The organism is Microbacterium sp. ZW T6_19 (assembly GCF_044987465.1).
GTDB lineage: Bacteria > Actinomycetota > Actinomycetes > Actinomycetales > Microbacteriaceae > Microbacterium > Microbacterium natoriense_A.
In genome coordinates, this window is the sequence record NZ_JBJDRH010000005.1 from 172,934 (window position 1) to 192,079 (window position 19,146).

The 19,146-nt window shown below is 65.1% G+C and carries 14 protein-coding genes; 4 read left to right on the forward strand and 10 right to left on the reverse strand.

Annotation, left to right across the window (positions count from 1 at the left end; all coding sequences use genetic code 11):
- Positions 1-11: 11 nt before the first annotated feature.
- Together ACI3KT_RS09745 and ACI3KT_RS09750 are read right to left on the reverse strand one after the other, a co-directional pair.
- Positions 12-2,516 carry a glycoside hydrolase family 2 TIM barrel-domain containing protein gene (locus ACI3KT_RS09745; protein ID WP_404903931.1) on the reverse strand — a complete coding sequence of 835 codons (2,505 nt, stop codon included), beginning with the start codon at positions 2,514-2,516 and terminating at the stop codon, positions 12-14.
- Positions 2,517-2,643: 127 nt separating this feature from the next.
- The gene (locus tag ACI3KT_RS09750) at positions 2,644-2,820 is read right to left on the reverse strand and encodes a hypothetical protein (RefSeq protein WP_404903933.1); all 177 of its coding nucleotides are present in this window, start codon (positions 2,818-2,820) and stop codon (positions 2,644-2,646) included.
- A gap of 188 nt (positions 2,821-3,008) precedes the next feature.
- On the opposite strand from ACI3KT_RS09750, the gene ACI3KT_RS09755 reads away from it, so the two are divergent.
- Positions 3,009-3,968 carry a LacI family DNA-binding transcriptional regulator gene (locus ACI3KT_RS09755; RefSeq protein ID WP_404903935.1) on the forward strand — a complete coding sequence of 320 codons (960 nt, stop codon included), beginning with the start codon at positions 3,009-3,011 and terminating at the stop codon, positions 3,966-3,968.
- A gap of 122 nt (positions 3,969-4,090) precedes the next feature.
- Here ACI3KT_RS09755 and ACI3KT_RS09760 read toward each other — a convergent pair whose 3' ends face one another.
- The 6 genes from ACI3KT_RS09760 to ACI3KT_RS09785 form a co-directional block, all read right to left on the reverse strand.
- Entirely contained in the window at positions 4,091-5,071 is a 981-nt protein-coding gene (locus ACI3KT_RS09760) for a glycoside hydrolase family 43 protein (RefSeq protein WP_404903937.1), read from the reverse strand.
- A gap of 2 nt (positions 5,072-5,073) precedes the next feature.
- Positions 5,074-5,865, reverse strand: coding sequence for a carbohydrate ABC transporter permease (locus ACI3KT_RS09765; RefSeq protein WP_404903939.1), 792 nt, complete (start codon positions 5,863-5,865; stop codon positions 5,074-5,076).
- A gap of 103 nt (positions 5,866-5,968) precedes the next feature.
- A complete protein-coding gene (locus tag ACI3KT_RS09770; protein ID WP_404903941.1) occupies positions 5,969-6,844 on the reverse strand; it encodes a carbohydrate ABC transporter permease in 876 nt (291 codons plus the stop codon).
- Between the two features lie 65 nt (positions 6,845-6,909).
- On the reverse strand, positions 6,910-8,220 hold the full coding sequence (locus tag ACI3KT_RS09775) for an ABC transporter substrate-binding protein (protein ID WP_404903943.1): 1,311 nt from the start codon (positions 8,218-8,220) through the stop codon (positions 6,910-6,912).
- A gap of 78 nt (positions 8,221-8,298) precedes the next feature.
- Entirely contained in the window at positions 8,299-9,312 is a 1,014-nt protein-coding gene (locus ACI3KT_RS09780; protein ID WP_404903945.1) for a LacI family DNA-binding transcriptional regulator, read from the reverse strand.
- 125 nt (positions 9,313-9,437) lie between these two features.
- Positions 9,438-12,023 carry a carbohydrate binding domain-containing protein gene (locus tag ACI3KT_RS09785; RefSeq protein ID WP_404903946.1) on the reverse strand — a complete coding sequence of 862 codons (2,586 nt, stop codon included), beginning with the start codon at positions 12,021-12,023 and terminating at the stop codon, positions 9,438-9,440.
- Between ACI3KT_RS09785 and ACI3KT_RS09790 the strand changes: the two genes are divergently transcribed.
- The gene (locus ACI3KT_RS09790; protein WP_404903948.1) at positions 12,023-13,561 is read left to right on the forward strand and encodes an alpha-L-fucosidase; all 1,539 of its coding nucleotides are present in this window, start codon (positions 12,023-12,025) and stop codon (positions 13,559-13,561) included. The two genes, ACI3KT_RS09785 and ACI3KT_RS09790, sit on opposite strands and share 1 nt — an antisense overlap.
- 336 nt (positions 13,562-13,897) lie before the next feature.
- Here the strand turns inward: ACI3KT_RS09790 and dnaB are convergent, their stop codons facing one another.
- Positions 13,898-15,271, reverse strand: coding sequence for a replicative DNA helicase (dnaB, locus tag ACI3KT_RS09795; RefSeq protein ID WP_292908606.1), 1,374 nt, complete (start codon positions 15,269-15,271; stop codon positions 13,898-13,900).
- A gap of 496 nt (positions 15,272-15,767) precedes the next feature.
- Between dnaB and ACI3KT_RS09800 the strand changes: the two genes are divergently transcribed.
- Together ACI3KT_RS09800 and ACI3KT_RS09805 are read left to right on the forward strand one after the other, a co-directional pair.
- Complete coding sequence (locus ACI3KT_RS09800; protein WP_404903950.1) at positions 15,768-16,745, forward strand: hypothetical protein; 978 nt, start codon at positions 15,768-15,770, stop codon at positions 16,743-16,745.
- Between the two features lie 106 nt (positions 16,746-16,851).
- Complete coding sequence (locus ACI3KT_RS09805) at positions 16,852-18,324, forward strand: chaplin family protein (RefSeq protein ID WP_404903952.1); 1,473 nt, start codon at positions 16,852-16,854, stop codon at positions 18,322-18,324.
- Positions 18,325-18,683: 359 nt separating this feature from the next.
- Here the strand turns inward: ACI3KT_RS09805 and rplI are convergent, their stop codons facing one another.
- Positions 18,684-19,136, reverse strand: a complete 453-nt coding sequence (gene rplI, locus ACI3KT_RS09810; protein WP_292908564.1) for a 50S ribosomal protein L9 — start codon at positions 19,134-19,136, stop codon at positions 18,684-18,686.
- Positions 19,137-19,146: the final 10 nt, after the last annotated feature.

Consider the following 19,146-nt stretch of genomic DNA (forward strand, 5'->3'; position numbering starts at 1 on the left):
CTTCTGGGTGCTCACCGGCCACCGGCCGAAGTGATGGGGGGGACGGGTAGGGCCGCCTCGTGCCCCAGGAGGGCCCCACGGCCCCGCTCGGCGCTGGCGTCTGCGACGTCGAGTGCGATGGTCACGGGCTCGAGCCCGTCGGCGGTCACGATGACGGTGACGCGTCCGACACCGGTGGGCCGGACGACGGCGAGGAGGCGCCCCTGGAAGGTGGTGTGCTCGTCCGAGTCGTACTTCTCAGTAGGGTCGGGGCGCGCGCTCCCCAGGCCCTGGAGGATCGCCGCGCCGCTGATCGCGACTCTGGCGAGGCGGTCGGCGCCGGTGATGAGGGTGCCCTCGGCGTCGCGCAGCTCGATGGTGATGAAGCCGAGGTCGGAGGTGTTGTCGATCAGGCGATCGCGATCGGCCTCCACCTTCAGCCGCACGTCTTCTGACGCTGTCCGGAGACTGGCCCGGCTCACCTCGGATCCGGCGGTGTGGGCGATGGCGGTGAGCTCGCCGGGCGCGTAAGGAACCTCGAAGACGGCACGGTAACCGTGGTCGCGGCCGGCCGCCGTCCGGCCGATGCTCTCACCGTTGAGGAGCAGCTCGACCTCGTCGGCGTCGCTGTAGACCTCGACGGTGGCGGGAGAGCCTGCCGGGACATCCCAGGTCCAGCTTGCGACGGCATCGGACCACGCCCACGGGCTCGGGAACTGGACGGCGCCGTGGTGCTGCGGAGGTTGCACCGCAACGTAGGGCTCGTGGCGGAGCCCGAACACCGTCTCGCGGTAGTACGACATGGGGCGGCGGAATCCCGTGATATCGAGGTCACCGCACCAGGCTGCGAGCCAGGGGTAGGGAGCCGCGAAGGAGGGACCCTCACCGTCAGCGAGGTACTGGACTCGGCCGATCCCGACCTCGCCCAGGTAGTCCCAGCCGGTCCAGGTGAAGTCACCGATCACGTGCGGGTTCTCCTCGACCAGGCGCCAATTGACGTCGATGTTCCGGGGGAAGGTCTCAGTGCCGACGATGATGCGGTTGGGGAACTCATCGCTGTCGGCGACATAGCGGGTCTCGCCGTAGTTGATGCCGGCGACGTCGACGGCGGCGAAGGATTCCGCGGTCCTCTCCGTCACCATGCCGGAGGCGTTGATCGCTCCCATGAAGTCGCCTGCCGCGTTCACTCCGGCGGGGGCATCGCCCTCGCGCTCTGCCGCCATGATGCGGGCGACCTCGGTGAGCGCTGACACGAAGCCGTTGATGCTGTTCGTGACGAAACGGGTCTCGTCGAGTGAGCGGATCTTCTCCGCGATCCTCCGTCCCCAGTCGGATCCGAGCGGGTTCCCTGTCTCGGGGATCTCGTTGCCGATGGAGTAGAAGATCACCGAGGGGTGGTTGAAGTCCTTCGCGACGAGGGCTTCCACGTCTCGCTCCCACCACTCCGGGAAAGAGAGGGAGTAGTCGAAGGCGGACTTGCCGACCGTCCACATGTCGAAGGTCTCGTCCATGACGAGCATCCCGTGACGGTCGCAGGCGTCGAGCATCGCCTGGCTGAGCGGGTTGTGCGAGCTGCGGATCGCGTTGAAGCCCGCCTCCTTCAACAACTGCACGCGTCGTTCCTCGGCGCGGCCGATCGTGGCGGCTCCGAGGATGCCGTTGTCGTGATGGATGCATGCCCCGCGGAGCTTCACGGTTGTCCCATTGATCCGCAGACCCTCGACCGGGTCAAGTTGGAGGGTGCGGATGCCGAAGCGGGTCTCGCGCTCCTCGGCCGCGGTCCCCGTGTCGAGAAGAGTGGTGACGGCCGTGTAGAGGGAGGGGCTGCCCACGTCCCATAGCTGCGGGGTCGTGACATAAAGTCGTTGGCGCGTGACGGAGGTCGATCCTGCGCGCAGGGTGAGGAGGGCGGTGTCGGTGGCGACGGTCCGGCCTTCGGAGTCCCGCAGGACTGTGGAGATCGACCGCTGCGCGGTGCCTGTGCTTTCGTTCTGCACGGTCGTCACGACCTCGACGACGGCACGACGGGCGTCGATGTCGGGAGTCGTGATCTGCACGCCGGTCCGCGTGACGTGCACAAGCTCGGTGACGTGCAGCCATGCGTCGCGGTGCATTCCGACGCCGGTGTACCAGCGGGAGTCCTCGTGGGCGCGGGCCTCGATTCGGATCGTGTTCGCGGCGCCATACGTCAGGAAGGCGTCGAGCTCGACGTAGAAGGTGGAGTATCCGAACGGCCGCTGCGCGGCGAACACCTCGTTCACGTAGACCATCGCATCGCGATGGACGCCCTGCAGCTCGAGCGTGACGCGCTTGTCCCGGTAATCCTCCGGGATGTGGAGAGTCTTCGCGTACTCCACAGTGGCGCTGGGGAAGTACCCCGTGTGCGAGGTCCGTCCGGCGGCCCCGGAGCGGTCACGGTGGATGAGGGCGTCATGCGGGAGCCGGACCGACTCCGTCTCGACGGCGCCTTGAAGGCTCTCGAAGATGCTCGTCTTGTCGCGAACGCTCCAGCCGTCGTTGAATGAGGTGGTCGTCATGGTGGGCTCCTTCATGCGGGTGTCGTCCTCATGCGTGGCATGCGTGCCGGTTCTAGATGGCGGACGGGATCGGTAGGTGTCGTCGCCTCATCGGCGGATGGGATGCGGCGGCGGCCGAACCTCCGCGTCAGCGCATGACCTTGATGCCTTGGGTGGCGAGGTCGGCTCGACGCCTGGCGGTGACGGGGACGATGGCCACCGCACCCAGCATCGCGATGACGGCACCGACGAAGAAGATCACGTCGATGATCCGAGGGTCAAGACCCGAGGACGGCGAGATGCCATCAGAGAGTTTTCGAGTCATTGATCAGAACCCCGTTGTCGTGAAATGTCGTGCATACGCCGCGGTCAGCACTTAGGCGCTGGGCGACAGTGACGTGCCGTTGTTACGAAACAATAGCGGGAGAAGCTCTCATTGTCACGCGTCAATCCGATAGCGCTTTGGAGGAGTGGGTACCCTGAGAGCCAGTTCAAGAACGGAAGAGAGCCGCAATGGCCACGACCAGCCGCGACGTCGCGCTCCACGCAGGCGTGTCGAGGTCGACCGTCAGCGAGATTCTCAACGGCCGCGGAGCCAAGTTCGCCGCGGCGACCCGCGAAAAGGTAGAGCAAGCGGCCCGAGAGCTCGCGTACCAGCCGTCGGCGGCGGCGCGGAGCCTCGTGCGGGGCACCAGTGATCTCGTGATCGCACTCATCCCCGACACCACGTTCGGCGTGAACCTTCAGGTCATCTTCGAGAAGGCGACCGAGGAACTGGCAGAGCACGGCCTCACGCTGCTGCTGCGCCTCTCCACGCCGTCCGCGCAGATGTTCGACCGACTCATCTCGACCGCCAGCCCGCGGGGTGTCCTCTCTTTCATACCGTTCCTGGAACGGGAGCAGGAGATCATGCGATCGAGAGGCGTGCAGTTCTTCTCCTCGCCCCCGTCCGGGGATCGCCGCGACGTGAACTACGACATCGGGCGACTCCAGGTGTGCCACCTCGCCGAGCAGGGACACCATCGCGTGGCCTACGCCCGCCTTCGCGACACACGACAGGACGTCTTCGGTGACGAGCGCGAGGCGGGCGTCCGCGACGAGTGTCAGCATCGCGGATTACCGGAACCGAGGATCCTCGAGCTGGGCGTGAGTCGAGCAGAGTCCCTGGCGGTCATGGACTCGCTGGAGGACACGCCGGTCGCGATCGCTTGCTACAACGATGATACTGCAGCGGCCGTCCTAACAGCGGGGATACTGCGCGGACGACGCGTTCCCCACGAGCTGGCAGTCATCGGCATGGACAACACCCCGCTCTCGCAGATCTTCGTCCCCCGTCTTACGACCATCGACTACCCTGCCGGCGACGCGGCACATGCGACCGTGGCCGGCTTTCTCGCAGCCATCACAGGAGAGCCCGTAAAGGAGTCCGACCTGCACTTCCCTCTCCGGGTCATCAAAGGCGAAACGACCTAGCCGCGCCGACGCTGACGACTCTGCTCCGAGTTCATGACGGCTGAGGCCTGAGAATAAGGCCACAGGCATCGATCGCGCAGGGGTCGGATTCCTCCTCCGAGACTCAACCAGAATTCTGCGATTCACAAGGTGTCTTGATCAAATCCAGAATGGACGCTGGGGTCTTCAGCGGCGACCCGATAGATCCCGTCGGCTTCCATCACGCGTCGGATGGTGAGCCTTTCTAAGGTGAGTTCATTGGGCTGGTGGAACACCAGAAAGTGGTTGCTTCGTGTTGTGAGCAGCATCGCGTGTCCCCCACCGGACCCCACGAGGGTTTGTGGTTCGTGCAGCCAGGGTCCGGTTATGAGTCCGGTGGAGCTGCGAGCCACGCCGACCGAGTATCCTCCATCGCCACCGCTCGACCAGAGGAGCGCAAGCCCAGCACTATCGTGAACGACGAAGGGGCCATCCGTGATGAACGCCACGTCGTCGTAGCCCGTTTCTTCATTGCGGAAAGGGCGTGTCCAGGGCGCCTGCGAGGCAGTGAACAGGAGAATCGGAGCTCCCCTCGAAGTTCGCAGGTCCTCGCTGAGGCGCTGCGCATAGATCGCACCGTCTCCGGCCTGCAGCCATTCATGGCAGAAGACTAGCCATGGCGCACCATCCGGGTCCACGAACAGGGTGCCATCAAGACACATCCACTCACTCGGGGTGACGGGGCCGTCGCTCCAGGGCTGAAACAACTCGTCTGGCTCGGTCGCGGCCAGCACTTGGGTGCCGCGGCGACCCCCGTGATCGGCGAACGTCGCGAACATCCACCACGTACCGTGGTGGAAATGCACCTCGGGTGCCCAGAACTGGGTCTCGCCCCAGAATCCTGGGCTGGGCCGAAACGCAGGGAAGGGGCCCGTCCACAGCTCGAGGTCGTCGCTCTCGTATCGATCGAACCCGATCCCCGGCCCGTGCCACGGACTCGGATCCGTCGTCCCGAAAAGCAGGTAGCGTCCGTCGTGCTCCACGATGAAGGGGTCCCGGATGCGCAACTCGGACCGTTCGGTCACCCCGTGGCACGGGTTCGTGGAGCGGGAGGCGGTTGGCTGTCGCGTGTTCTTGTGCGCCATCGCTAGGACTTCACTGCGCCCATTGTGAGCCCACTGACGATGTATCGCTGCAAGAAGGCGAACACGATGAGCAGTGGCGCGACGCCGAGCAACGCAGCCGGGAAGAGCAGACTCGGGTCCAGGGTGTAACTGCCGACAAGGGAGTACGCATTCACCATCACCGTCTTCAATGACGGATCCTGCACGAAGACCAGCGGCACGATCAGGTCGTTCCACACGCTGAGGGTCAGGAAAGTGGCCAGAGTCGCAGTGACAGGTCGAAGGAGAGGGAACAGCACGACGAAGAACGTGCGCACTGGTCCCGATCCGTCGATCGCGGCCGCCTCCTCGAGTTCGATCGGAATCTGTCGGAAGAACGATGTGTAGAAGAAGATCGCGACTGGAAGGTTGATGGCGGTGTAAGCGAGGATGACTCCGGCGTAGCTGTTCAGAAGGCCGGCATCTCGGAGCAGGAGATACAGCGGCGCGATCAGCACGAAGATCGGGATTGTCGAGCCTGCGATGAAGACGCGGTACACCCAGGTCGTCCACGATCGGCTGATGCGTGCAAGCGGGTACGCGGCCAACGATCCCGCGACGATGGTGAGGAACAGGGTGCCGACCAACATGATCGTCGAACTGAGCAATCCCTGCGTGTAGTTCATCTTCTCGTAGGCGTTCACGATGTTGTCGAGCGTCAGGCTTGTCGGCCAGCCGAGCGGATCGTTGATCACATCTGAAGCGGGCCGCAATGACGTCACGAGGGTGTATGCGAACGGCGCGATGATGAGGACGACGGCGATAGCAAGGATCACGTCCCCAATCAGCGACAGGGGCCCGCGGTGCGCTTTTGGGCCACCCACTCGACGTTTCGTTCGCAAGGCCGTCCGGGCTGGCTTGATCGTTGTGTTCGCCATGTCAGATTCGCTCCTCGCGACGTCGAAGTAGGGATTGCGTGACTCCGGCGAAAAGCACGACGACCGCGAGGAGCAGGACGGCGATGGTCGCGCCATAGGCGAAGCTGCCCTGTCCGCCGAAGATCTTGGCGAAGATCAGCATGGTGAGAGTGGTGGTCGAGCCGGCCGGTCCACCGTTCGTCATCACGAGGGGGAGCTCGAAGATCTTGAGTGAACCGATCAGCGAAAGGGTGACAGCCACGGTCGTGGCAGGGGCGAGAAGGGGCCACTCAACCGAGGCGAATCTGCGCCAGCCGGATGCACCGTCCACGCTTGACGCGTCGAGGAGTTCGGTCGGCAGGTTCATGTATCCGGCCAGGAAGACGGCGGCCGAATAGCCCGAGAACATCCAAATGTTGACCAGCGCGATCGCCCAGAGCGCCGTGGAGGGATCGCCGAGCCATACGCGTGTGAGCGTGCTGAGACCAAGCGATCTCAGGAGGGAGTTGATTGCTCCGTCCGGCGCGAAAAGCGAGTTCCAGACGAACGCGGCCATGACGGCCGACATCAAGGTGGGAACGAGAATGAGCGTGCTGCCCAGTTGGCGGATACGGGGTCGGGTGAACAGCGCCCTGGCGAGGCTCAGACCGATCGTATTCTGCACGATGACGACCACCAGGGCGTATGCGACAGTGATAGCGAGTGCTCGCATCACGTCGTCGTCGCCGACGAGCGCGACATAGTTCGCCGCTCCGACGAAGTTGCCGGCATTGCCGACCTTGCTGTCGGTGACGCTCAAGAAGAGTCCTTGCGTCAGCGGATACACGATGATGGCCAGGTACAGGGCCAGGGCCGGTGCCAGGAACGCGACGGCTGTGTATGGTCTGCGGTGGATCATGGAATTCCTTCGATAGCGGCGGCGGGGACCGAGCTGTGTGCGGCTCGGCCCCTGCCGCAGGCGCCTCACTGCGCGGGCTTGAGCTTCTCGTCGAGGTTCTTGACCGTCTGATCAATGCTCTGCTGACCGAGCCACAGGGCCTGGATCTGACCTTGGAGCGTCTTCTCGCCGGCGGCATCGAACCAGGTATTGGAAGGAAGGATGCGGTACCTTCCTGCGTCAACGGCTGCCACGAAGCTCTCCGAGGCGCTCGAAGACGGGCTGTCGCCGTCGGTGAAGGGCGACACCGCGTTCTCTGCTTCCAGGTAGAGCGACGCGTTCTCGCTTTCGGACCAGAACTCGACGTACTTCTCTGCTGCCGTCTTGACTTCGGACTTGGCGTTGATGCTGAACATTGTGCCGACGAACAGGTTCGCGTTCGAATCGTCCTTGTCGGTGGCCGGCCACGGGATGAACGAGTCGTCTACTCCGGCCTTCGTGAACGTCGACTGGTTCCATGCGCCCTGCACGTAGAAGGCGCTCTTGCCTGCCTGGAAGTCCGAGATGCCGGTGCTCCACTCGTCGACGCCGAGTTCGTTCTTGAAGTCGACGAACCCCTTCGTCTGCAGATCCATCATCTGCTGCATCGAGGATTCCCACGACGAGAACGACGCCTTTCCTTCCACGAAGTCCGCGTCGAACGACGGGTTGTCCTGATAGACGAGGGTGGCCGCAATCGCGTTGAGCACCGAACTTCCGGTCCACCCGCCCTTGTTGGGCAACGACAGCGGCGTGATGCCGGCATCCTTCGCCTTCTGGAGGGCCGTCTCGAACTCGGGCCACGTCGCCGGGATCTTCTCGATCCCCGCCTCCTTGAGGAGGGTGTTGTTGGCGAAGAGAGAGATGCCGATCACCTCCATGGGCAGCGCATAGGTCGTGCCATCGTTCTCGATGAAGGGCTTGATGTCGTCGCGCACACCGGCCACCCACTGCTGGGAAGACAAGTCCTCGAGGTATCCGGACGACCCCCAGTCCTGAACCTTGGCCGAGTCGGTCATGAGGACGTCGGCGGTGTTTCCAGCGAGCAGTTCGGACTGCACTCGTTGGGGATATGCGGCTGACGGGATGAACTCGTACTTGAGCGTGATGTCGGGGTTCGCCTTCTCGAACGCGGAGTTTATCTGTTCCACGTTGGCCGGCTCGGCCTCCCCGCCCTTCCAGCCATAGACAGTCAGGACCGTCTTGTCGTCACCTGCGCTCTCGCCTGTCGGTGCGCAGCCCGCGACGAGGAGCGCGGCGGCGGTGAGCGCAGCTGCCGCGATCAGATTCCTCCGCCGCGCTTTGTTGCTCCGGGCAGGGGCATTGCCCCCTTGAGTGTGGCTGATGCTGTGATTCATGAGGTCCTCTTCTTTGAGAATTTGTAGCGCTCCAAATAACGCAAATACAGGATGACTGTGACGTCGATCTTTGTCAAGTCAGCGTGACGAGGTTGTCGATTCACGCGTGACGAGGTGAAACGGCACGGTCAGTTGCTCCGGGATGGACTGGGGGTCGTCGAGTTGCTTGGCGAGCAACCGGACGGCCTCACGTGCCATCCATTCCTTGTCGATGAACATGGTCGACAGCGTCGGTGAGGCGAACCGGCCATCTTCGATGTCGTCGATGCCGATCACCGCGACATCCTCGGGGACGGTCAGCCCGCGTCGACGAAGCGCCGACATCGCGCCCAGTGCGAGCAAGTCGTTCGCGCAGAAGATCCCGTCGAATTCGACACCCGCGTCGAGGACCTCTTCGACGGAGCGAGCCCCGTCTTCGCGAGTCCAATCCCGAACCGCCGCGACAGGCCCGGCTTCACTCAGACCGGCTTCCTCCAACGCCCTGTGGAAGCCCGCCTCGCGTTCCGACACCACGAACGGGTCCCCGAACGTCTTGTCGCCGATCATCACCAGCCGCGACCGACCCTGATCCAACAGGTGCTTTGTCGCGGCATGGGAGATCGCCACCGAGTCGATACCGACGCGATCGACGGATGACAGCTTCGATCGCTCGCCCAGCAGCACGAGCGGGGTGCGACCCCGCCTTGACTCGATCTCCTCATCCTCGATCACCGACGGGCTGAAGATGAGCCCATCGGCGGAGCCCAGGTTCCATGAGTCCGCAGCCTCTCGCTCACGCTCCAGGAGATTGTCGGTCTGCTGGACGATCAGGCGCATCCCCGCGTCTCCCGCTGCGGCGACCGCGGCCCGCGCCAACTCGGCGAAGTAGGGCTGCGCAAAATTGGGGATGGCAAGACTCACCAGACCAGTTCGCCCGGAGACGAGGTTCTGGCCTATGGCCTGCGGCCGATAGCCGAGCTTGTCGATGGCCGCGTTGACGCGCTGACGCATCGACTCCCGAACGTGCGGATGGTTTCGGATCACGTTCGAAACGCTGCTCTTCGAGACCTGCGCCTCGGCGGCGACATCCTCGAGTGTTACCTGCCGACCCATTCTGTCCTCACCTCCCCGCTTGGAGCCTCTCGCAAGCGGTCATTTGGAGCGTACCAAAGACGGAATCGCGGCGCGGTCTGTGCCTGTGTCGGCAGGATGCCGACACAGGCACGGACCGAGGTTGGCTAGCCCACCGCCACCAGCATGAGGTCATCGCATGAGCCCGTCGATGACCCTGCGCCCTTGTAGCAATAGACGGTCGCCTGCGTGCTGGCAGTGCCCGTGGTGAACACCACCGCGGCCGGGGCGTAAGTCGACCCGGTCACGGCATGATACGACTCGGCGGCACCGAACGACTTGACGCCCAGAGCGAGCTGCTCACCCGATGCGGCGCGGAGCCACCCTGTGAGGACATACGTCGTGCCGGGCTGGAGTCCGCTGATCGTCTGCTGCACCCCGCTGTTGGCCGCTCCTGTCGAGAGCCCGAACGACCCGCTGTGCGCAGCCGCCGCCGTGACGTCGACAGCGACTGTCGATGACAGTCCCCAGGATGCTCGCGTGCCGGTCTCGAATCCTCCGTTCAGGACCAGGCTTGCGGGGTTCGTCAGTTTGGTGATGCTGAAGTCGTCACAGAATCCCGGGCCGGCGCCGGTGTTCTTGTAACAGTAGATCGTCGCGGTCGAGCTGCTCGGTCCGGTGGTGAACTGGACGGTGTTGAGTGCCCAGGTCGTGTCGGTCGCTTTGCTGTAAGCCTCCGCTCCGCCGAAGCCCTTGACTCCAATGGCGACCTGTTCACCCGCGACCTCGACCTTGACCCAGGCGGACAGGAGGTACGTCGTCGACGGGCTGAGCCCGCTGACGACGTTCTCCACTCCGCTGTTCGAGTTGCCCGTCTGCACCGCCGCAGTGCCGTTGACTCGTGTACTCGTCGTGAGTGACGATCCCGCTCCGCTCAGAGTCCATGGTGTGAGCGCGCCGGAGTCGAAACTGCCGTTTCGTATGACACTGGTGTCGGCATTTTCATACGCACCGATACTCGGGACCGCCGCGATCGGGTCACCGGCGAAATCTCGACCGCCGTTGGAGGGGATCGTCACACCAGCACCTAATGCGGCGGACGTTTCCCGCGGTTGGAAAGTACTTGCACCCGCCGATGGCTGCGTTGCGGATTGCAAGGGACCGACCAGTTGCGGCGACAGGTACATGGTCCCCGTCGTTGGCTCATTGTTGTTGCGCGGACCATACAGGAGGTTATTGGCAAAGACGGACCCTGTGGTCTGGAGGTAGCCCTTCGAGCCGAAGTTCAGTACGAGGTTGTTGCGGAACTGGTAGGACCCGGGCTGCGTGTTGCCGGTGCGCGTTCCGACCACCGACGTCGGCCGTCCCGAGGAGATATAGATCGTGTTGTTGTAGATATCCGGGAGGGGCGCAGCGGAGCCGCTCTGGTTGGGAATGGCACCGGGGAAGTCGAACACATTGTGGGCTCGATTGAAGTTGCTCGCGATCGGACACCCGGCCGTGTTCGTGTCGCCGTCGCTCACGTTGTAGCGCACAACAGTTCCGTCGCTCGGGGGCTCGCTCCCGATCTGCTGCATCATCAAGAGGAAGCCACCGGAGTTGTTGCGCGAGTAGTTGTACTGGATCGTCGTGTTGTGGTTGCCCCAATCGACATCGAACGCGGAGCCGTCCTGCTTGTTGATCGTGCACGCCACAGTGTTGTTCTGGATCATCGTGTCGCTGCTGCCGGCCACCCAGATCGACGCTGCCGCTGTATTGCAGATGTTTCCGGATGGCGGGCATCCGGTCGTCGCTTTGACCCCGCCGTGGGCCGCATCGTTCCCGTCGATCAACGCTCCGACCCCGTTGACAACCAAGATGTCGTCACCGCCCGAGTATCGGATGTTGTTGTTCAGAATGCGAACGTTCGTGGTCGGACCCGTACCCCGACCGTTGCCCTCCGGCGTGACCGCAACAGCGATGCGGTCCACGTGGTCGAAGGAGTTGTCGGCGATCGTGATGTCATTCCAGGTAGAGACCGCCGTGGTGCTGTCAGTCTGGATGCCGATTCCCGCGTTCGACGAGTACCAGCCGCCCGACCATCCGGAGATGTTGCGAATGGTCATGTCGGTGATCACGATGTGCGACAGTGTGGTGCCCGAGGAATTCTCTGCCAGGATTCCCGATCTGAACGCGGGAGTGGCAGCGGCGTTTCGGATCTCAAGGCCGGAAAGCTCCCACTGCTGGACGTTGAGGAGCTTGATCACGGGACCCACGACTCCGGCACCGTCGATGATCGGCTTGGCTCCCAAGCCATAGCTGGCGAGAGCGGCGGGGTTTCCTGCTGCTCCCGAACCGGACGGTGTCAACTGACCGACGCACGTCGTTCCCGCCTTGAACAGGACGCGCTCGCCCGGCCCAAACTGCATGGCGTTCACTTGAGCCAGGGAGTTCCATGGGCTCGCCTGCGTCCCCAGGCCGCTCGTGCTCGCCGAGCAATCGACGAAGTGGTCTGATCCTGCGGCGTTCGCCACCCCGACGTTACTGAGCACCGCCACCGCCAGGGCTGCGGTGGCGAGGAACCCGAGCAGGCCCCGCCGATGTTTCGGTCGATTCAGCATGAGCATCCATTCTCCCTTGAACGTGATCATTACTTGGAGCGCTCCAAGTACGGCTACACTGTTCCGCAGAACACCCATGCTGTCAACCGCCACCAGCTCGACTTCTGGTCGAACGACCTCGGTTTCGAGGATGGCCGCGAGAAGGATCCACAATGACGTTGCCCTTGATCAACCCTGCCGACCTCCCCGATCCGATCGATGTCTCTGACAACACCGCGGCACTGGCCGACGTGAAGCAGGTCATCGACGCGGGACCCTACGACTCGACCTGGGAGTCGCTTCAGCGGTACCGAGCTCCCGGCTGGTACCACGACGGCAAGTTCGGGATCTTCCTGCACTGGGGCGTGTTCGCGGTGCCCGCGTTCGAAGACGAGTGGTATTCCCGCAACATGTACTTGCAGGGCAGCAAGCCGTTCGAGCATCACGTCGCCACATACGGCCCGCAGCGCACATTCGGGTACAAGGACTTCATCCCGAGTTTCACGATGGACAAGTTCCAACCTGACGACTGGGCAGCGCTGTTCAAAGAGGCCGGCGCACAGTTCGTGGTTCCCGTGGCCGAGCACCACGACGGTTTCGCCCTCTATGACAGCGATCGGTCGCGGTGGAGCGTGACGCAGATGGGTCCGCGCAAGGATGTGTTCCGCCAGCTAGGCGACGCCGTTGACCGCGCCTGGATGGTACTTGGCGCGTCGAGCCATCGCGCAGAGCACTGGTTCTTCATGAACGGAGGCAGCCGGTTCGACTCCGACGTCCGTGATCCCGCCTATGCAGACTTCTACGGGCCGGCCCAGCGCGAGGAGGTCGCACCGAACGAGCGCTTTCTCGAGGACTGGCTCCTGAGGTGCGTCGAGATTGTTGACAAGTACCGGCCGCAGATCTTCTACTTCGACTGGTGGATCGAGTCGCCTGCGTTCGAGCCCTATCTGCGTCGCTTCGCTGCGTACTACTACAACCGCGCCGCCGAATGGGGACGCGAGGTCGTCATCAACTTCAAATGGAACTCCTTCGCGCCCGGAAGCGCCGTCTACGACATCGAACGCGGCGCTATGGGTGGCATACACGACGACGTCTGGCAGAACGACACGTCGGTGTCGCGAACATCATGGAGCTGGGTCGAAGGGCACGAGTACAAGCGCGCGCATGAGCTCATCGCCGAACTGGCAGACACCGTCTCGAAGAACGGCGTGCTCCTCCTCAACGTCGGACCGAAGCCCGACGGAACCATCCCGGAAGAGGAGGGTCGACTTCTCCGCTCCATCGGCGAATGGCTGACCCGGAACGGGGAAGCGATCTACGGCAGCCGACCGTGGACCATTTCCGGCGAAGGCCCGACGGAAGTCACCGCCGGCTCGTTCGTCGACAGTTCCTCACCCGAGTACACCGCCGCGGACATCCGCTTCACGACACGAACTCATGTCACCGGGGACTACGTGTACGCGACCTTGCTCGCACAGCCTGAGGATGGAATCGCGCGGATCCGATCCTTTGGAAGCGGTGCAGGCCTGGCGACCCGAGGAATCCGCGAGGTGCGAGTCCTCGGTTCTGCCGACGACGTCGTATGGCAGCGATCCGCTGACTCGCTCGATGTGACGTTGCCGATCCAATCGGCGACGTGCGCCGGTCCGGTCGTGCGGCTCTACCTCGAAGACGAAGCCCGGCCACCCCGCCACGATTTCTTGCACGGATGAGGAGGGATCCCTGGCCCACGTCACGGGGTGAGGCCATGCCGCTGGTCCGACTGTCAACCAACCCGCGCGCTCGCCAGACAATCTGAGGCGTCACGCCGCCACCAACCTGCTTGAGTCCGGACCGCGACACTGCCGCACGCAGGCCGTCCCACGGACCGGAGGGCAAAGCTCCGCGTCAACTCCGCGACGGCTTGAGGTCTCTCCCCCTACCAGCCTGCTGGGCAGGCCGGTAGCGACCTCGTTCTGGACCCCAGGTCCAGGTTGCAGTTGGCCGATAATTCGCCATGTCGCCGCCAACTGGGCGTGGAATCCGCCATCTCCAGCTGGAACCTACACTCAGTTGAAGTCCCCGCCCGGCGCCATGTCGGCGAACCGCGAGTAGTGACCCTGGAACGCGACGGTGATCGTCGCGGTCGGGCCGTTACGGTGCTTGGCCACGATCAGGTCGGCCTCACCAGGACGCACGTCCTTGTCGTAGACCGAGTCGCGGTGCAGCAGGATCACCATGTCGGCATCCTGCTCGATCGATCCAGACTCGCGCAGGTCGCTGATCGCCGGCTTCTTGTCCTGCCGCTGCTCCGGACCACGGTTCAGCTGCGACAGCGCGATCACCGGCACCTGCAGCTCCTTGGCGATGAGCTTGAGGCTACGAGAGAACTCCGAGACCTCCTGCTGACGCGACTCGACGCGCTTTCCCGAGGTCATCAGCTGGAGGTAGTCGATGATCACCATGCGCAAGCCTTCGCGCTGCTTGAGCCGGCGGCACTTTGCGCGGATCTCGACGAGTGTCATGTTCGGGCTGTCGTCGATGTAGAGCGGAGCGTCGTTGATGCGACCGCGGGTCGCGGCGACGGTCGTCCAGTCGCGCGGGTCGAGGTTGCCCTTTCGCATGTTCTGCAGCGGGATCGCACCCTCGGCGCTGAGCAGACGCATCGCGATCTCGCTCTTGCCCATTTCGAGCGAGAAGAAGACGGAGGGCAGGTTGTGGCCGATGGATGCCGACCGCGCGAAGTCGAGGGCGAGCGTCGACTTTCCCATGGCGGGTCGCGCGGCGACGACGATCATCTGGCCGCCGTGCAGGCCGTTGGTCAGTTCGTCGAGTTCGCGGAAGCCGGTCGGGACGCCGGTCATCGAACCGTCTCGCCCGTTGGCCGCCTCGATCTCCTCGATCGCCGCATCGACGGCCGTCTGCAGAGGCACGTAGTCCTCTGCCGTCTCAGATCCGGTGATCGAGTAGATCTCGGCCTGCGCGGTGTTGACGATGTCGGTGGCGTCACCCTCACCGGCGTAGCCGAGCTGCACGATGCGCGTTCCGGCGTCGACGAGGCGCCGCAGGATCGCGCGCTCCGACACGATGCCGGCGTAGTAGCCCGCGTTCGCCGCGGTCGGCACGATCGAGGTGAGCGTGTGGAGATAGTCGGCACCGCCGGCGCGGCTGAGCTCGCCGGTCTTGATGAGCTCGTCGGTCACGGCGACGACGTCGGTCGGCTCGCCGTGCGAGTAGAGCGACAGGATCGCCTCGAAGATCAGCTCGTGCTTCGGGATGTAGAAGTCGGCGCCCTTGAGCGTCTCGATCACGTCGGCGACCGCGTCCTTCGACAGCAGCATGCCTCCGAGCGCGCTCTGCTCGGCGAGCAGATCGTGCGGCGGAGTCCGCTCCGGATGACGCTGCCCTCCGAGGCGTTCCTCCGAGATGTCGGCGATCGACACAGGCTTCCCTTCGATGCGACGAGTGGGTGCTTCCGCGACCTCATTCAGTCAGGTGCACAGCGAATCAGCATCCACCGACATTTGGTCGCTCGACCACGCTATTCACGCGGTCAACCCCATGCAACACAGCCTGTGGATAACTATGTGGAAAGGATGCGGAGAAACTCGGAGTGTCTGTGCACAACGCATGTGGATAACCCGGTGGACTACTAGAGTTTTGGACGAGTTTATTCCTCACGACCAGGTCTTTTCAGTTTCCCCACCCTGTGTACAACATTCGGCCTCAAGCGGGGATTGAAGGTTGGTAGTGCGGATGTCGACATGTGCAGAACCTGGGGAAAGTCAAGCCGGGCCCGCGGTCGGGCGCGTCACTCGACGCCGTATGCCGAAACACTCGTATATCTGCTCCTGGACAGTCGCTTTCGGCGGGAGTAGTCTCACCCCATCGACGCATCCGCGCCGAGATTGCGTTTGCCTTCAGAGGGGGAGGTGGAACGTGGACGCTCGGGCCACCCGGGCCGGTTCAACCGGCCTCATCTGGGGTGGCGCTGCTGTGCTCGCGTGGGCCGCGTTCACTCTCTTCACCGGAGGCGGATCCGCACACGCGGATGAGGGGGACGGACCGCTCGACGGTCTGACCGGCGTCGTGAGCAGCACGGTCACGGCGGTCACGGCACCCGTGACACCGGTGGTCACGCAGGTCGTCGCACCCGTCGTCACCGCCATCGCGGCCCCGGTGCAACAGACCGTGCCGGCTGTGGTCACCACGGTCACTCAGACGGTCGCACAGGTCCCGGTCGTCGGACCGGCGACTGCACCTCTCGTCTCCGCGGTGACCGACACCGCCCAGACGGTCGTGCAGCCTGTCGTCGACGTCGTGGGGAGCACTCCCGTCTCCCAGGTGACCACGCCTGTCATCGACGTCGTCACCGGGCTCCCGATCGTCGGCGACCTCGTCGACGATCTCGGTGTGCCCCGGCTGATCGACGACGTGGTCGGAATCGTCGACGACGCCACGGACGTCGTCGGGGGCGTGATCGACGGAACCGTTCCGCCTGTTCTCGAAGGCCTCGAGCCGCTCCTTCCCGCAGAACCGATCACTCCGGCCTCCCCGAATCCTGACGACGGCCAGGCGGTGAGTCCGCCCACGGCGCCGACGGCATCCGCTGGCGTGGCTGCTGTCGCAGTCGTCTCCGGCGCGCCCGCTCGCGGCCCCGCGCATCCGAGCAACGGCGGTTCTGCGGGTCCCGACGGCGACGCGCCCTGGCCGTCCGGCGACCCGGCCGCCGCTCCCCCCACGACGCCGATCTCCCCGTCTTCCTCCGCCGGTTCCGGCGGAGGTGCAGCTGCCACCGCCGCTCGCATCAGCGACGACGGTGTTCCCCCGCTTCGTGCTGAGAAGCGGAACCACGGCGCGACCGATGACGCCCTGCCGACGTCTCCGGTCGCCGACCACGACGTCGCTCCTGACTGACGCCCTGTCGAGTCGTCCCCTCGCGGACGACAGATGACGTGCTGCGCGCGCACCCGAATCCCGCGCGCATCCCATCAATCGACACAGCTCAGTCAGGAGCATCACCATGCGCACCTTCTTGAAGCGGGCCCTGTGGGGCACGCTCATCGCCGGCGGGATCACCCTGCTCGGCGCCTCGGTCGCCAACGCGGCTGAGACCGATGGAGAGGACGGCATCCTCTCCGGCACCCAAGTGGTCGCGCCGATCTCGGCTCCGATCACGATCGCGGGCAACGCGATCTCCGTTCTCGGCACCTCGGCCTCCCAGACGCCGCCAGCGACGGCTCCCGCGCCTGCCCCCGCCCCCTCGGCGGAGACGAGCGGCGCGTCAGGCACAGCCTCCGGCAGTCAGGCCGTGGTCACCGTGAACCTCCCGATCACCGTGCAGGACAACGCCCTGAGCGTTCTCGGCACGTCTTCGACCAGCACCCCGGCCGCGGATCCTCAGCCGGTGGCTCCCCAGGCCACCACCGTGGTTCCCCAGACCACGACGGCCGGGGTGCCGTCACCCACGACCTCCGGCACGGACGGGCTGCTCTCCGGCAGCCAGGCCGTGCTGCAGGTCGACGCACCGGTCACCGTGACGGGCAACGCCGTCTCGGTGCTCGGCACCAGCGAGGCCACCGGATCGGATGCCGCAGCACCGGCGCCCGCGACGGCCGCTCCGTTCGAGGCGACCACCGACGGCTCCGATGGGACCGGCAGCGGCACTCAGGTCGTCGCACCCGTCACCGCTCCCGTGTCGGTTCTCGGCAACGCGGTGTCGATCCTCGGCACCAGCAGCGTCGCCGGTGGCACCGGCGCATCTCCGTCGCCCGCGTCGTCGACCGACGCGTCCACGTCGGGGGATGGAGCGATTCTGGGCGGCACCCAGGTCGTCGCGCCCGTCACCGCACCCGTGTCGGTCCTCGGCAACGCCATCTCCGCCCTCGGCACCAGCGCGGTGACCGGTGGCGGCGGAACGACCGCACCCGCAGGATCAGGCTCCGACGGCCCGACCACCGCAGGAGACGGCTCGCTCGCCGGCGGCACCCAGGTCGTCGCACCCGTCACCGCACCCGTGTCGGTCCTCGGCAACGCCATCTCCGCTCTCGGCACCAGTACGGTGACCGGCGGCGGAGGCGGCGTTCCCGCTACCGGCCCCGGGCTCGGAGGCGCGGTGACCTCGGGCGGCGGATCGATCCTCGGCGGCACCCAGATCGCCCTGCCGGTCAACCTTCCGATCACGATCGGCGGCAATGCGATCGCGGTCGGCGGCACCAGCACGGTGACGGATCCGGGAACGGATCCGGGAACCGATCCCGGCACCGACCCCGGCACCGATCCGGGAACCGATCCCGGCACCGATCCGGGAACCGACCCGGGCTCGACCCCGGCTACGCCTCCCGCAACGACGGTTCAGGGAGCGGCCGCGACCGCGGCGGGTGCTGACGCGCTTGCCACCACCGGAGGGTCCGCGACGCTCGGACTCGCCGTGGTCGCCGCCCTTCTGCTGCTGCTCGGGGCGGGACTGCTGCGTCGTCGTCTGCTGACGGCGTAGCGATACCCCCGGCGGGCAGTCATCCTCGGGGGAGGAGATGCTGTCCGCCGGAGCGTCGATGCGCCGAACAGCGGATGTCGGGACAGGTGCCCCTCACTGGCTCGCGATTCGTGGCGCTCACGCATACAAAGCGGATGCCCCGTGGCCCTCACCACGGGGCATCCGCCATGCCCTCGGCCGTCATCCGTCATCCGAGCGTGAAAAGTCGGAGATCCTTGCGGACACGCCGGGGCGCGGCATCCGCCCGGCGGCCAGTCGCCCGTCGACTCCGACTTTTCGCACGCCCCCATGCACACGAAGGACGAATGCAGAACGCCCCCTGTCCCGGAGGACAGAGGGCGTTCGAGCGGTGTCGCGCCTTACTTGGCGGCGACGACCTGCAGGGTGATGACAGCGGTCACGTCGTCGTGCAGACGAACCGTGGCCTCGTGCTCACCGGTCGACTTGATCGCCGACGTGATGTGCACCTTGCGCTTGTCGATCGCACCGAGACCGGCGGCTGCGACAGCATCCGCGATGTGCTCGGTCTTGACGGAACCGAAGAGGCGACCCTCGGCGCCCGCCTTGACGGCGAGACGCACCTTGGTGCCCTCGAGGGCGTTCTTCAGGGCCACGGCCTCGTCGCGGTCGTGGATCGCGCGAGCCTGACGAGCAGCCTGGATCGAAGCGACCTGCTTTTCGCCACCGCGGGTCCACGCCGTAGCGAAGCCCTGGGGGATGAGGTAGTTGCGGGCGTACCCGTTCTTGACCTCGACCACGTCACCGGCGCTTCCGAGCCCGGCGACCTCGTTCGTGAGAATCAGCTTTGCCATGTCCGTACCC